Consider the following 13,609-nt stretch of genomic DNA (forward strand, 5'->3'; position numbering starts at 1 on the left):
ATCGCATCACATACTTCTTTCATATACAATAGAGAGTGGAGACAATTTTACATTTGGAGGGTTAAATCAGCATGCTAGAAAAGGTTACGTTTAAAAGTGATATCGAGATTGCCCAATCAGCTAAAATGCTGCGAATTGAAGAGATTGTAGGACAACTGGGAATTGATGAGGATGATTGGGAACCTTACGGAAGATATAAAGGAAAACTATCATTAGATTTATTTCAAAAGCTGCAAAATATAGAAGAAGGAAAAGTAGTCTTAGTTACAGCTATAAGTCCAACACCAGCCGGAGAAGGCAAATCTACCGTTACTGTCGGACTTGGTCAAGCACTTAATCGTGTTGGAAAGAAAACGATTATCGCTTTACGTGAACCTTCATTAGGACCTAGCATGGGAATTAAAGGAGGGGCAGCCGGAGGAGGATACTCTCAAATAATGCCTATGGAGGACATTAACCTTCATTTCACAGGGGATCTGCATGCAATAACGACAGCTAATAATGCTTTAGCTGCACTTATTGATAATCATATTCATCAAGGAAACGCATTAAATATCGATCCTCGCCGTATTGTTTGGAAACGTGCCCTGGATATGAATGACCGTGCGCTGAGAAAGATTGTTATCGGTTTAGGCGGACCTGTACAAGGCGTACCGCGTGAAGATGGATTTGACATTACTGTTGCATCAGAAATCATGGCAATCTTCTGTTTAGCAAATGACCTTGAAGATTTAAAGCATCGATTATCAAAAATGGTAGTTGCTTTTGATTATGATAACGAACCAATAACAGCTGGGGATTTAAATGCCCAAGGTGCATTGACCCTGCTCTTAAAAGATGCAATCCGTCCTAATATTGTTCAAACACTTGAAAATACACCTGCACTTGTTCATGGCGGTCCTTTTGCCAATATTGCACATGGCTGCAACAGTGTAATCGCTACTAAACTTGCGTCTAAACTAGGTGAGATGGTAGTAACAGAAGCTGGGTTCGGAGCTGATTTAGGTGCTGAAAAGTTTTTGGACATTAAAGCAAGATACGCAGGAATTACTCCAAGTGCAGTTGTAATCGTTGCAACAGTTCGAGCACTTAAGATGCATGGTGGATTGGCAAAAGAATATCTCAAAACACCAGATGTAGCTGCACTTGGAAAAGGAATGCCTAACCTTGAGAAACACTTGGAAACCTTAAAGCATTTTGGAGTACCAGTAGTTGTAGCGATCAATAAATTCGTTACAGACACTGAAGAAGAAATCGCCTTTATTAAAGATTGGTGCAGCAAAAAAGGTGTTGCTGCTGAAGAAGCAGATGTTTGGGCTAAAGGCGGAGAAGGCGGAGAAGGGCTGGCAAACAGAGTATTAGAGGCTATAGAGAACGAGAAAAATGAGTACAAACCATTATATGAACTAGACTTATCGATTTCAGAAAAAATTGAAACCATCTGCAAAAATGTATACGGAGCTGGCGAAGTACAGTTTTCACCTAAAGCATTAAAGCAAATGAAACAATTTACTGAGTTCGGATGGGACAACCTTCCTATTTGTATGGCAAAAACACAATATTCGTTTTCTGATGACCCTAAAAAACTGGGCCGCCCCGAAAACTTTACAATAACGATACGCGAATTAAAACCTTCTATTGGAGCTGGTTTTATTGTTGCACTTACAGGTGACGTGATGACGATGCCTGGACTCCCGAAAGTACCTGCTGCCAATAACATGGATGTTTCAGAAGACGGTAAAGCAGTAGGTCTTTTCTAAACAGCAAATGTTTAGATCGGATTTTCATCTGTTATACTTTATGTTGGAGGAAAACATATGAAACCATTACAATTATCTGCTGAAACTGCAGTTAAATTAGCAAAAGAATTAAATGTACCGCTTGAGCAGCTAATGCACATGCCACAGCATATTCTAGTCAAAAAACTCATGGAGCTTGAAGCAAAGAAAGAAAATAAAGATGAATAAATAAGAACAAGAAGGCGAAAACCTACTATGTAGGTTTTTCTTTTTTTCTTAATTGATTTATACAGAAAAGGAATGAAAATATGGATTCAAAAAAACCTGGTTTAGTGTACACTTTAAAAGTTAAAAGAGATTCAGATCTGGGCTATGTGTTAGATCTTGAAGATGGGAAAGAAGTACTATTGCACAAAGCAGAAGCGAAAGGCAAATACGCAGAAGGAGACAGTGCAGAGGTTTTCCTGTATCAAGATCATGAAGGAAGACTGGCTGCTACTGAGACGATTCCTAAAGTAAGACTTGATTCACTAGCCTGGCTTGAAGTTGCAGGTGTAAATCATAAGTTAGGTGTATTTTTGCATATCGGAATCAAAAAGGATCTTCTTTTATCAAAAGATGATCTTCCTGATTCATGGGATGAGTGGCCGCATATTGGCGATAAATTATATTCAGGGATGAAGCTTGATAAGAAAGGACGTCTCTTTGCTGACTTAGCTACAGAAGAAGAGATGGTTGAACAAGCAGAAACCGCAACTGAAGAAGCTTTTAACAAGCAGACGTCTGGTTATGTTTACAAGATAAATGAATCTGGTGCACTGGTTTTTACTGAAGAACAGCATATAGGGTTTATTCATAACGACGAATTAAAGGTCAAGCCACGTCTTGGTCAAAAATTAGGAGCAAGGGTTGCATTCGTCAGGGAAGATGGAAGAATTAATTTATCTATGAAAGCTAGAAAAGAAGTTGCTTATGTTGAAGATTCAGAACGGATCTATCAATATTTACGTGAGAATAAAGGCCAGATGCCTTTGACTGATAAATCATCTCCAGAGGAAATAAAAGAAACATTTCAGATGAGTAAAGCATCATTTAAGCGGGCGCTTGGAAAGCTCATGAAAGAAGAAAAAATTATACAGGAAAATGGAAAAACCTATCTTCAGATTTAATTTCAAAAAGGATGTCTCTTATGGGACATCCTTTTCTAATTTGAAATTACCTTGGATTGACGTTTCGTTCATGGGATAAAATAATTACTGACTGAAAGGTGGTATTCCATTGAATAGAAATTTAGGTTTTTGGGTCTTAACCGCACTCGTAGTTGGTAATATGGTAGGATCCGGAATATTTATGCTTCCAAGATCTTTAGCTGAAGTAGCTAGTCCCGCAGGTGTAATATCCGCGTGGGTAATAACTGGTCTCGGTGTACTTATGACTGCTTTGGTTTTTGGAAATTTATCATTAAGAAAACCGGAGCTTAATGGCGGTCCTCAAAACTATGCGAAAGCATTATTTAACGAAAATAGCCAATCCTCATTGTTAAGCGGATATCTTGTAAGCTGGGGGTATTGGGTGGCAAACTGGTCTGGTAATGTTGCCATTATAACGACGTTCGCAAGTTATTTATCTACTTTTTTCCCAGTGATGACAAGCTCAAATGCATGGTTTACAATAGTTGGAACAACCGTAACAACTGGCGGTGTAATCACTTTTATTGTTTGTACCGTTTTGCTTTGGGGTGTTCATTATTTAATTTTGAATGGAATCGAAGGGGCTGGAAAGGTAAATTTTGTTGCAACAGCAGCAAAAGTTTTAGGATTTTTATTATTTCTTCTAGCTTGTTTGTACGCCTTTCAAAGCAGTAATCTTGTTCCTTTTTATGAACCGGTCGAAGGGGAAGGCGGAGTGGCAAGTGGGTTCTTAAGCCAGATCAATAATGCAGCCATTGCAACTCTCTGGGCTTTTGTCGGAGTGGAATCTGCGGTTGTATTTTCGACCCGGGCCAAGAAGAAAAGTGATGTTAAAAAAGCAACGATATTAGGTCTATTAATTGCACTCGCGCTTTATTTAAGTATTACTCTTTTAGTAATGGGAGCTTTACCGCAAAATGAGCTGGTTTTATCGCAAAAACCGCTGGTGGATGCTTTGATGGTTGCGATTGGCCCTTCAGGCAGCATGATTATGGCATTGTTGGGAGTTATCTCTTTAATAGGAGCGACAATTGGCTGGGTTCTTCTTTCCGCTGAGGTGCCTTTCCAGGCTGCACAGCAAAGGATGTTTATTCCGGCTTTTTTAAAGGAAAATAAAAAAGGAGCTCCTGTTTTTTCTTTATGGGTTACTAACTTATGTACACAACTCTTTTTATTCTCTGTCGTTTCACAATCGATGGCTCAAGCTTTTGATTTTATGATTTTCATAGCGACTCTTGCCTTTTTAGTACCATATATCGTCGCATCCCTCTATCAACTGAAGATTGTTATAAAAGGGGAGACGTATGAAGAAGCAAGCAGCAAAAGAACAACGGACGGCATCATTGCCGGACTTGCAGCTGTTTATTCAATCTGGGTCATATATGCAGGTACGGCAGATATCAAAACATTCTTATTTGGGGTTATACTTCTTGCGTCAGGCATTTTGTTCTATCCGCTCGTTCCGAAAAAAGCGGATACAACTACAAGAGAAAAACCGGCTGATGAATAGCCGGTTTTTTCATATCATTATGCACCTTTACGCAGACCAGATCCTGTGTTAGCTTTTACTAATATTTCATTAAACTTGTCTGCATCAGATGGTTTAGAAAATATCGTTCCTAAAATAGCACCTAAGAAACCAAGAGGAATTGAAATAATCCCAGGATTTGCTAGAGGAAAGATAGCTTCTCCGGTTAAAATGGCAGCACCCTCAACTGGAGACCACACACTTGGTGACAGTGCTACAAGAATAAGAGAACTTAATAACCCAACCAGCATTCCTGATACAGCACCTGCCGTGTTAAAACGCTTCCAAAAAATCGTTAATAGGATGATTGGCAGATTTGCGCTGGCCGCGACTGCGAATGCAAGAGATACTAAAAAGGCAACGTTTAATTTTTGTGCGAATAAAGCTAAAATGATGGATAATATCGCAACACCTACTGATGCCCATTTCGCTGCTTTCATCTGTTCCTTTTCTGTAGCATTTCCTTTTCTAACGATGTGTGTATAAAAATCATGGGCAAAAGCTGATGCGGCTGATAAAACAAGACCGGCAACTACAGCAAGGATTGTAGCGAATGCAACAGCAGAAACGAATGCGAATAAGAATTCTCCACCTAAAACCTGAGCCAGAAGAGGTGCTGCCATATTACCAGCGGCATTTGCAGCTACAATGTTATCTTGACCAACAAAAGCTGCGGCACCGAAACCTAAAAAGATTGTCATAATGTAAAATGCACCAATTAACCACGTCGCATATACCACAGACTTTCTTGCGGTTGGTGCATCTTTAACAGTGAAGAAACGGATTAAGATATGCGGAAGACCAGCAGTTCCTAAAACGAGTGCTAAGTTTAAAGAAATGGTATCAAGCGGATCTTTAAACTTATTACCTGGATTTAAGAATGATTCACCTAACGGAGTAGCGGCTTTGACCTGACTGAACATTTCTGTAAAACTGAACCCAAACTTCGCGAATACCATAACAGAAATGATAAATGTCCCAATCATTAAAAGTACTGCTTTTACAATCTGAACCCATGAGGTAGCTGTCATACCTCCAAAAACAACATAAACCGTCATAAGCACTCCAACGATTAAAACCGAATAGATGTAATCAATTCCAAGCAGTAATTTTATAAGGGCACCTGCACCTACAAGCTGTGCAACCATGTAAAACGTGGAAATAGCCATGGTATTTAATGCGGCAACACCCCGGACTTTTTTATCATTAAATCTAGCAGCGATCATATCTGCCATCGTATATTTTCCTAAATTTCTAAGCGGTTCGGCAACTAAGTACAACACAACTAGATAAGCTACAAGAAAACCAATACTATAAAAGAAACCATCAAAACCAGCCAATGCAATAGATCCGGCAATACCTAAGAATGAAGCGGCAGACATGTAATCACCAGCAATGGCCAGTCCATTTTGCATTCCAGTCAGACCGCCATCGGCAGTATAAAAATCACTAGTTGTTTTCGTCTTTTTCGAAGCAAAATATGTAATAACAAGGGTGAGGGCGACGATTGCTAAAAACAAGGAAAATGCTGTGCCATTCATGAGGAAACCTCCTTGTCCATTTCATTAATAACTTTTTCTGCAAGTTCATCAAATCGTTTTGCTCTTTTGGTATAGATCATACATAGTGCCCAAGTCATAATAAATTGGGCAAAGGCAAAGATCCATGCCCACGAAATATCACCGATAGCCTTGTTGTTCAATACATCGGTGTACGCGGTAAGGATGGGAAGACTGAAATAAAACAGTAAAAAAAACAAGGTCATAGGCAAGATAAAACGTTTTTTCTCTTCCATTAGCTGTTTAAAATAAGCGGATTGCACAACTTCACTATACCTTGGTTGCTCATAATTTTGCTGTTTTTTAGGTAACAAAAGAACTTCCTCCTTTATTCATATAGGGTAGAACGATTAATCCGCCGGCCCCCTTTCTGAATAATTTTTATTTTCAGATATTTGTAGCATTACTTATTATAAACTTAATTCCTTTTTCATTTCAATCAAACAACTTACTTATTGTTTAGAAGGAATATATGATGTAGTTTGCGTATTATTAAATAAGGGCAAAAACAGAGAAGAGGTGCATACATCATGAGTGTTGTCTTAGTGAAACTAGGAATTTCCGCATTTTTCGGATTAATTATCGGTATTGAACGCGAATTAAAAAACAAGCCAGTCGGACTAAAAACCAGCCTTGTCATCTCAATAAGCAGTTGTTTGCTCACAATTGTAAGTATTGAGTCAGCAGAACAATTCTCTACCGTATCAGGACAAACCGTTATGGATCCTATGCGTCTTGCAGCTCAAATCGTGAGTGGTATCGGTTTTCTTGGTGCAGGCGTCATATTAAGAAGGAGCAATGATGTAATTTCCGGCTTAACTACGGCAGCAATGATTTGGGGAGCTTCAGGTTTAGGAATTGCAGCAGGTGCAGGGTTTTATAAAGAGGCGGCCGCTGGTGCATTATTAATTTTAATCAGTGTAGAATTAATACCATTAGTTATGAAGTGGATTGGACCGAAAGCATTAAGGCAAATCGATGTAAAATTAAAGCTGATCGTAGAGCCACAAACAAATATGAGTGAGGTTATGAAACAGATTAATGAACTAAATGTAAGAATCGTCAATGTAAGAATAAAGGACCTGGAGAATGATAATCGAAAAATGGAAATGGCTGCTTCTATCTATGAGAAGAGGTATACAACAGACTTGTATGACGATGTAAAAAAAATTCATGGGATACGAAGTGTTGAAATTGAAACACTTGATTAATAGGAGGATTATATGAAGGCTTTAGTTGTTATTGACTATACAAATGATTTTGTGGCGGAGGAAGGTAAACTAACATGCGGAAAACCAGGTCAGGAGATAGAAGAACGAATTTCTGCGATTACTAAAGAATTTATTAATAATGAGGATTATGTTGTATTTGCAGTTGACGTGCATGATGAAAATGATCCCTATCATCCAGAGAGCAAATTGTTCCATCCTCATAATATCAGAAATACCGAGGGGAGAGATCTATTTGGAAAGCTGAAGGATGTCTATATTGAAAATATGGCTAAATCCGAAAGGAATATGCTATGGCTGGATAAAACGAGATACAGTGCTTTTGCAGGAACTAATCTTGAAATGAAGCTAAGAGAGAGAAACATACAAGAAGTACATCTGACAGGAGTATGCACGGATATATGTGTCTTACATACTGCTGTTGATGCTTACAATAAAGGATTTTCAATCGTGATCCACGAGGATGCTGTCCAAAGCTTCAGTCAGCCGGGACATGAATGGGCGCTGTCACATTTTAAGAATACTCTAGGGGCATTAGTTGTCAGTAAAAACAATAGTCTTGTATAAAAGAAGGAGATGTCTCAAAACGGGGCATCTCCTCAAATTTTTATTTAATATCTTTTAAGTGTGGCGTCAGCAGCATATTCTTTGTAATAACGGACAATAGCTGGAACATATTCCTCGAAAGGAGGACATGCAATACCCGTACCTTTAAGATCCTGCACTAAATTGGTGGTATCGTATTCTGCTTCATGAGAAAAGTAAGAAAGTGTTTCTCTTGGCACACCCAGCCATCTTGAAATAAAAGCTACGGATAGCATTCGATCTGCAATGAATTTTGGAAGATACCAGTTTGGATTTTTACCAATAAGCTCCTTGCAAATTAATGTATACGCATCATGAATTTTTGGTGAAGATGGACTTAAAAGATGATACGTTTTTGATTCTCCTCTGAGATCGTGCAACAAAAAAACAGATGCCTTCACAATAAAGTCTACTGGAACAAGGTGGATCTTTGAAGCAGTACGTCCAATATATGGGATGGGAAGAGCAGACAGCTTACTTAAAAATTGCATCATAAAGTAAGGCCCATCAAATTTTATTGTTTCACCTGTAATTGAATCACCAACAATAATCCCTGGCCTTATAATAGTGATCGGCAGTTCATTCATATACATACGCACTCTTCGTTCGGCTTCATGTTTGGTTTGCTCATAATAATTTCGAAAACCAGCTGGTTCACACAAACTAGATTCTAATATTAGTCCTTTTTCGTTTCCTGATACATATGCGGTGCTGTAATAACAAAATCGTTTAAGATTCTTGCAAACTTTTACGAACTCAATTATGTGTTCTGTTCCTAACACATTACAAGAATAAGAAGGAGTAAAAGCTGCTGTTAAATCATACAAAGCTGCAAGATGTATACAATGGGTAACCTTATCAGATATTTCGCTTCTTAAGCATTCAGGTATGCCAAGACCTTTTTTAGTGATATCTCCCTCTACGAGAAAAATATTATCATTATCACCAATCTTCGTTTCAGCAAGTTCTCTTTCTTTCTTTAGAATAAGTAAATAAAATTGAGAGGAAGGATACTTTTCGCGAAGGTCTGTTAAGAGTTTTGTAGCTATAAAGCCTGGATAACCAGTGATAAAATAAGTATGTTCCACAATAAGCACCAGCCTGTCTAAAATTATTAATATATTTTTTTCAAATCAGAAGGGATCATAGATATGAATAAAAAAACAGTTATCGTCGCAGGATCAAGCGGTCTGGTTGGAAGTGAAGCTGTTAAACTGCTACTTGACGACTCCTCGTATGAAGAGGTAATTCTGCTTGTCAGAAAAAAGTCTGAAATCAACCATCCAAAGGTAAAAGAAATTCTTTTTAATTTTAACAGTTCAGAGTATCACATCGAAAACATTCAAGCTGACAGTATGTTCATCTGTATCGGTACAACGATGAAAAAGGCGCAAACAAAAGAAGCGTTTAAAGAAATTGACCTTAACATTCCTGTAAAGCTTGCTAAATTAGCGAAAAAGTTATCCGTACGAAAAGTTTCCGTCATATCTGCAATGGGGGCTGAATTACACTCATCATTCTTTTACAACAGAGTTAAAGGAGAGTTAGAAACTCAAATCATTTCGCTGAATCTCCCAAGTGTCATTTTAATAAGACCTTCATTATTAATTGGACACCGTGAAGAAATAAGATTTGGAGAAAGGGTTGCTGAAAAGGTTTATAAAGTACTGCCTATTATCTACCCTAAAAAATATCAGCCGATTGAAGCCAGCCGTGTTGCTATAGCTATGATTAAAGCAGATTCTGATACTGACAACCGAAAAGTAACCATTATAGAAAATTCCATGATACATGAGTTAAGCAGAAACAGTTAAAAAAAAGGCTTGTTTACGTTATAATAACATTGTATGTAAATGATTCGTTTTCAGGAGGAATACTTATGAATGCCTATGAAGAATATATGAAACAAATGGCACAGCCCATGAGAGATGAATTAACTCGTGCTGGTTTTGAAGAATTAAAGACACCAGAAGAAGTTAATTATTTTATGCAAGAAACAGAAGGAACTGCTCTTGTAGTCATTAACTCGGTATGCGGCTGTGCGGCAGGACTGGCTCGTCCAGTAGCTATTGCGTCTCAAAATCACTCTGTTAAACCGGAACAATTTGTGACTGTATTTGCAGGACAAGATAAAGAAGCAACTGCTCAGATGAGAGAATTCTTTGGTGATATTCCTCCATCTTCTCCTTCAATGGCACTTTTGAAAGATGGAAAAGTTGTACATTTTATCCACAGACACAATATTGAAAATCATGCCCCAGAGGAAATTCTTGAAAACCTACTGGGAGCTTATGATGAACATTGTTAAAAAATTAGTAATATTAAACACAATTAAATACTAACAAATGATTTTTTAGCAGTAACGAAAAAAGAGAAGCGAATCCGCTTCTCTCTTTTTTTATAAAATAATGACATTAATGGGATGATGAAGACTCATCTCTGTCACAAAAGTCGTCTTTACCATGAAAAGCAGTAGCACCGATAATGATCAATAGTATGAAAAGTACAACAATAATTAGGAAACCGCAGCCATATCCATGACCATGGTCATAGCCACCGCCATAACCACCATGAATTGGCATGTTAGCTATTGGTTTCATACCGATATTCATATTGTCACCATAAGGAATATTCATTTTCTTATTTTCCATTTCAGTCCCTCCAAAATTTAAGTATAGGTCAACGTCACATTACACCATATGACCGAAACACCTAAACCGACACGGACAAATGCGGAGTTTTTAATGAAATCGCCTGTACTTTTTTAGGAGAAGAGCCTATTTTTAAAAAAACATAAGAAAAAACCGTTCTGTTTTTAGAACGGTCATTAAATCCATTTAACTTTTGGTTCTGTTTTCTTAGCGATTCTGACTATATTTTGTCTATGTCTGTACAATAAAAAGATGGTAAACCCCATCAAGATATATGTTGTAATAGTATCGGCCAGAAAAAGACTTAACACTACCGAAGCTATACCGGCCATGATCGAAGAAAGTGATACATATTTACTTATGTATAAAGATAAAAAGAATGTAAGCAGGACTAATAGAAATAACAACGGCTCTGCAAACAATAATACTCCGCCAGAAGTCGCAACCGCTTTTCCGCCCTTAAATTTTGCGAATACCGGATAACAGTGCCCAATAACAGCAGGGATTCCTGCAACCAATGGATGAAGGTCTGCATTTAACAAAACGGGCAAGCTGGCTGCCAGCGTTCCCTTCAAAACATCTGCAGCAGATACAATGAATCCTGCTTTTTTCCCTAAGGTTCGAAATGTATTCGTTCCACCTAAATTTCCGCTTCCATGCTGGCGAATGTCAATTCCATAACCCAGTTTTCCTACTAAGAGTGCAAAGGGGATAGAGCCTAGTAAATAGGAAAGAAGAATAATAATTACTGTTTCAATCATATAAACACCTCTGAATATAAAACTAGCTAATTCTTATTATAGGACATATTGTTTTAATTTCCCACTATTGTTTAAAGAAAGCCCGGTTGGCAACAAGCCTTATTCGTTAATGATAGTGTGAAAAACGGCACCCTTAAAGCAGGGTGCCGCGCTGTTTAATATTTCGTTTTGAATAAGGCAGCCACCAGTTCCAATGTCCCAGCAGCTTCATAAGGGAAGGCACAAGTATCATCCTGACTATAGTTGCATCAATAAAAATAGCTAAAGCTATTGCAATTCCAATCTGTTTAACTGGCATCACATCTGTAAATGCAAAAGAACCTGTGATTACTATCATGATAGCCGCTGCAGATGTAATGATCTTTGATGTGGAAGTCAAACCGTGTAATGTAGCTTTATCATTGTCGGCGGTTTCTTCATATATTTCTTGTATTCTTGAGATCAAGAACACCTCATAGTCCATACTTAATCCAAAAACAATACCAAAAGTAAATACAGGAATCATTAAGCCGATCTCAACAGGTTCCATGATTGTTCCGCTTTGGAAGATCCATACAAGAATACCGAAAGTGGCTGCTAAACTTAGCATGTTCATAAGTATTGCTTTTAGCGGTATAAAAACAGACCTGAATGCAATCATAAGTATGAAAAAAGTAGCAGCAAGTACAACAGCTAATCCGTAAGGTGCTTTTTCAATAATTTCATCAAAAATTTCTTGATTAAACTTTGTTGTTCCGCCAATCGTTAAAGAAAGACCTTCATATTTCTTTTCCCATTCCTTGACAAACTGTTTTGCTGTATCACCAGTTACATCAACCGATAGATATGTGCGAATGACAGCGGTTTGATCATTTATGAAAGGTTCTAAAACAGGAGATAATCGTTGTTTTCCTTGCTCTGTCTGTAGTACTTGGAATAGTTCAGTACTGTTTAACTGATTTGTATAATCAAAAATTGATTCAGTTTTTGCAACCTCTTTTTCATCCTGAAGATCTTTAACTAACTGATCTAAAGATTTCATGGCATTTTTATCCTGTAAATATGACTTTTCAGACTCAGCAACGATTAAAACTGGGTAAAGCTCGTCCTCACCAAAAGTCTTTTCGAACTTTTCAAATGCCGTTCTGGATTCATAATCCGGCGGTAAAGCTTCTGCTTCTGGAATTGAAAGTTTCATATCCTGAACAGGTGTAACCGAAAAACCAAGTAAAAGGGCTGCAAATAGTGTCATCATTACGGGACGTTTCATAACAAAGGATGCAAAAGAATGCCATACAGACCGTTGATTTTCTCTTGGTCTAAAAATTCTTAATGCGTTTACACGAGCACCAAGAACAGCAAGCAGAGCAGGCAGGAATGTCACAGCATTTAATACAGATAAAACGACAACAACCATTCCGCCTATCGCTACAGTTTTAAAGATATCGATATCGATAAGTAGCATTCCTGATAATCCTAAAAACACACATAAGCCTGAAAAGGCGATAGATCTTCCCGCTGTTTGCACCGAGATAACTGTCGCTTTTTCAACACCTTGAGCTAGTTCTTCTCTAAAGCGGTTCACGAGGAGCAGCGCAAAATCAATTCCTAATGCCAATCCAATCATTGGTACAACATTCAACAGAAAGATACTTACATTAGCTTCTAATCCGTAGAAGTATAAAAGTCCAAGAGAACTTGCTACACTAATTAATCCGATAATAATCGGCAGTCCAGCGGCAACAAGACCTCCAAATGCCAGCAGCAGTATTATAAGGGCAGCTGGAATTCCAATAGCTTCCGCTCTGGCTAAATCCTGTTGGCTTGCTGTATTCATATCCTCTGCAATAACAGGACCGCCTGTTAATGAAACAGAAACATCACCATCTTTGGGCAGTTTTTCTCTTATCTGTTCAATAGATTCTTTTAAATCATTGAAACTTTTATCAAAACGGATGGAAGCGAAAGCCACATGGTCTTTAATCATTTTATCAGGTGCATCATAAGGACTTTGAACACCTACAGCATCTTCAACATCCCTTACGGATTTTAGTGTATGATCTACATACTGTTTATACTTATCATCATCAGTGTTATACTTTTTTGAATCAAAAACTAACATGACGGACGACTTAGGCTGATTAAACTTATCTTGAAGGGTATTCTCAACTTTTGAAAAAGACCCATCCATCTCAAAACCGCTTCCATTTAAGATGGAAGGAAGTTTAACTGCATAAAATCCTAATAGAATGGTAGTCAGGATCCAAAATGCTATAATTATAATACGGAATCGGTATGTAATTCTTCCCAAAATTAAGAAGGGGGAGCTTTTTTTCATGATGGAGCCTCCTTGTATATATCTTCCCATATTTTAGGTTTGTTCCAAGT

At 37.8% G+C, this 13,609-nt stretch carries 14 protein-coding genes; 8 read left to right on the forward strand and 6 right to left on the reverse strand.

The window, feature by feature from the left end; all coding sequences use genetic code 11:
- The first annotated feature begins 71 nt into the window (after window positions 1–71).
- The 4 genes from M3196_RS00675 (at window position 72) to M3196_RS00690 (ending at window position 4,439) form a co-directional block, all read left to right on the forward strand.
- On the forward strand, window positions 72–1,760 hold the full coding sequence (locus M3196_RS00675) for a formate--tetrahydrofolate ligase (RefSeq protein ID WP_251320343.1): 1,689 nt from the start codon (window positions 72–74) through the stop codon (window positions 1,758–1,760).
- A gap of 57 nt (window positions 1,761–1,817) precedes the next feature.
- Window positions 1,818–1,967, forward strand: coding sequence for a YycC family protein (locus M3196_RS00680; RefSeq protein ID WP_251320344.1), 150 nt, complete (start codon window positions 1,818–1,820; stop codon window positions 1,965–1,967).
- 80 nt (window positions 1,968–2,047) lie between these two features.
- Window positions 2,048–2,908, forward strand: coding sequence for a CvfB family protein (locus M3196_RS00685; RefSeq protein WP_251320345.1), 861 nt, complete (start codon window positions 2,048–2,050; stop codon window positions 2,906–2,908).
- 103 nt (window positions 2,909–3,011) lie between these two features.
- On the forward strand, window positions 3,012–4,439 hold the full coding sequence (locus tag M3196_RS00690; protein ID WP_338082933.1) for an amino acid permease: 1,428 nt from the start codon (window positions 3,012–3,014) through the stop codon (window positions 4,437–4,439).
- A gap of 17 nt (window positions 4,440–4,456) precedes the next feature.
- On the opposite strand, the gene M3196_RS00695 is transcribed toward M3196_RS00690, so the two are convergent.
- Together M3196_RS00695 and M3196_RS00700 are read right to left on the reverse strand one after the other, a co-directional pair.
- The gene (locus M3196_RS00695) at window positions 4,457–5,998 is read right to left on the reverse strand and encodes a solute symporter family protein (protein ID WP_251320346.1); all 1,542 of its coding nucleotides are present in this window, start codon (window positions 5,996–5,998) and stop codon (window positions 4,457–4,459) included.
- Window positions 5,995–6,330, reverse strand: coding sequence for a DUF485 domain-containing protein (locus M3196_RS00700; protein ID WP_251320347.1), 336 nt, complete (start codon window positions 6,328–6,330; stop codon window positions 5,995–5,997). Before M3196_RS00700 ends, M3196_RS00695 begins: the two co-directional genes overlap by 4 nt.
- Window positions 6,331–6,546: 216 nt before the next feature.
- Here M3196_RS00700 and M3196_RS00705 point away from each other — a divergent pair, with 216 nt between their 5' ends.
- Complete coding sequence (locus M3196_RS00705) at window positions 6,547–7,227, forward strand: MgtC/SapB family protein (protein ID WP_251320348.1); 681 nt, start codon at window positions 6,547–6,549, stop codon at window positions 7,225–7,227.
- A 12-nt stretch (window positions 7,228–7,239) separates the two neighbouring features.
- Window positions 7,240–7,812, forward strand: a complete 573-nt coding sequence (locus M3196_RS00710) for a cysteine hydrolase family protein (RefSeq protein WP_251320349.1) — start codon at window positions 7,240–7,242, stop codon at window positions 7,810–7,812.
- Between the two features lie 44 nt (window positions 7,813–7,856).
- Here the strand turns inward: M3196_RS00710 and M3196_RS00715 are convergent, their stop codons facing one another.
- On the reverse strand, window positions 7,857–8,918 hold the full coding sequence (locus tag M3196_RS00715; RefSeq protein ID WP_251320350.1) for an SDR family oxidoreductase: 1,062 nt from the start codon (window positions 8,916–8,918) through the stop codon (window positions 7,857–7,859).
- Window positions 8,919–8,981: 63 nt separating this feature from the next.
- Between M3196_RS00715 and M3196_RS00720 the strand changes: the two genes are divergently transcribed.
- Together M3196_RS00720 and M3196_RS00725 are read left to right on the forward strand one after the other, a co-directional pair.
- Window positions 8,982–9,644 carry an NAD(P)H-binding protein gene (locus M3196_RS00720; RefSeq protein WP_251320351.1) on the forward strand — a complete coding sequence of 221 codons (663 nt, stop codon included), beginning with the start codon at window positions 8,982–8,984 and terminating at the stop codon, window positions 9,642–9,644.
- 65 nt (window positions 9,645–9,709) lie between these two features.
- Complete coding sequence (locus tag M3196_RS00725; RefSeq protein ID WP_251320352.1) at window positions 9,710–10,138, forward strand: BrxA/BrxB family bacilliredoxin; 429 nt, start codon at window positions 9,710–9,712, stop codon at window positions 10,136–10,138.
- 106 nt (window positions 10,139–10,244) lie between these two features.
- Here the strand turns inward: M3196_RS00725 and M3196_RS00730 are convergent, their stop codons facing one another.
- From M3196_RS00730 to M3196_RS00740, 3 genes are all read right to left on the reverse strand, one after another.
- Complete coding sequence (locus tag M3196_RS00730; protein WP_425310981.1) at window positions 10,245–10,430, reverse strand: YjcZ family sporulation protein; 186 nt, start codon at window positions 10,428–10,430, stop codon at window positions 10,245–10,247.
- Window positions 10,431–10,657: 227 nt separating this feature from the next.
- Window positions 10,658–11,242, reverse strand: a complete 585-nt coding sequence (gene plsY / locus M3196_RS00735) for a glycerol-3-phosphate 1-O-acyltransferase PlsY (RefSeq protein WP_251320353.1) — start codon at window positions 11,240–11,242, stop codon at window positions 10,658–10,660.
- Window positions 11,243–11,375: 133 nt separating this feature from the next.
- Window positions 11,376–13,559, reverse strand: coding sequence for an MMPL family transporter (locus tag M3196_RS00740; RefSeq protein WP_251320354.1), 2,184 nt, complete (start codon window positions 13,557–13,559; stop codon window positions 11,376–11,378).
- Between the last annotated feature and the right edge of the window lie 50 nt (window positions 13,560–13,609).

This window comes from Fictibacillus nanhaiensis, assembly GCF_023715445.1.
GTDB classification, from domain to species: Bacteria; Bacillota; Bacilli; order Bacillales; family Fictibacillaceae; genus Fictibacillus; species Fictibacillus nanhaiensis_D.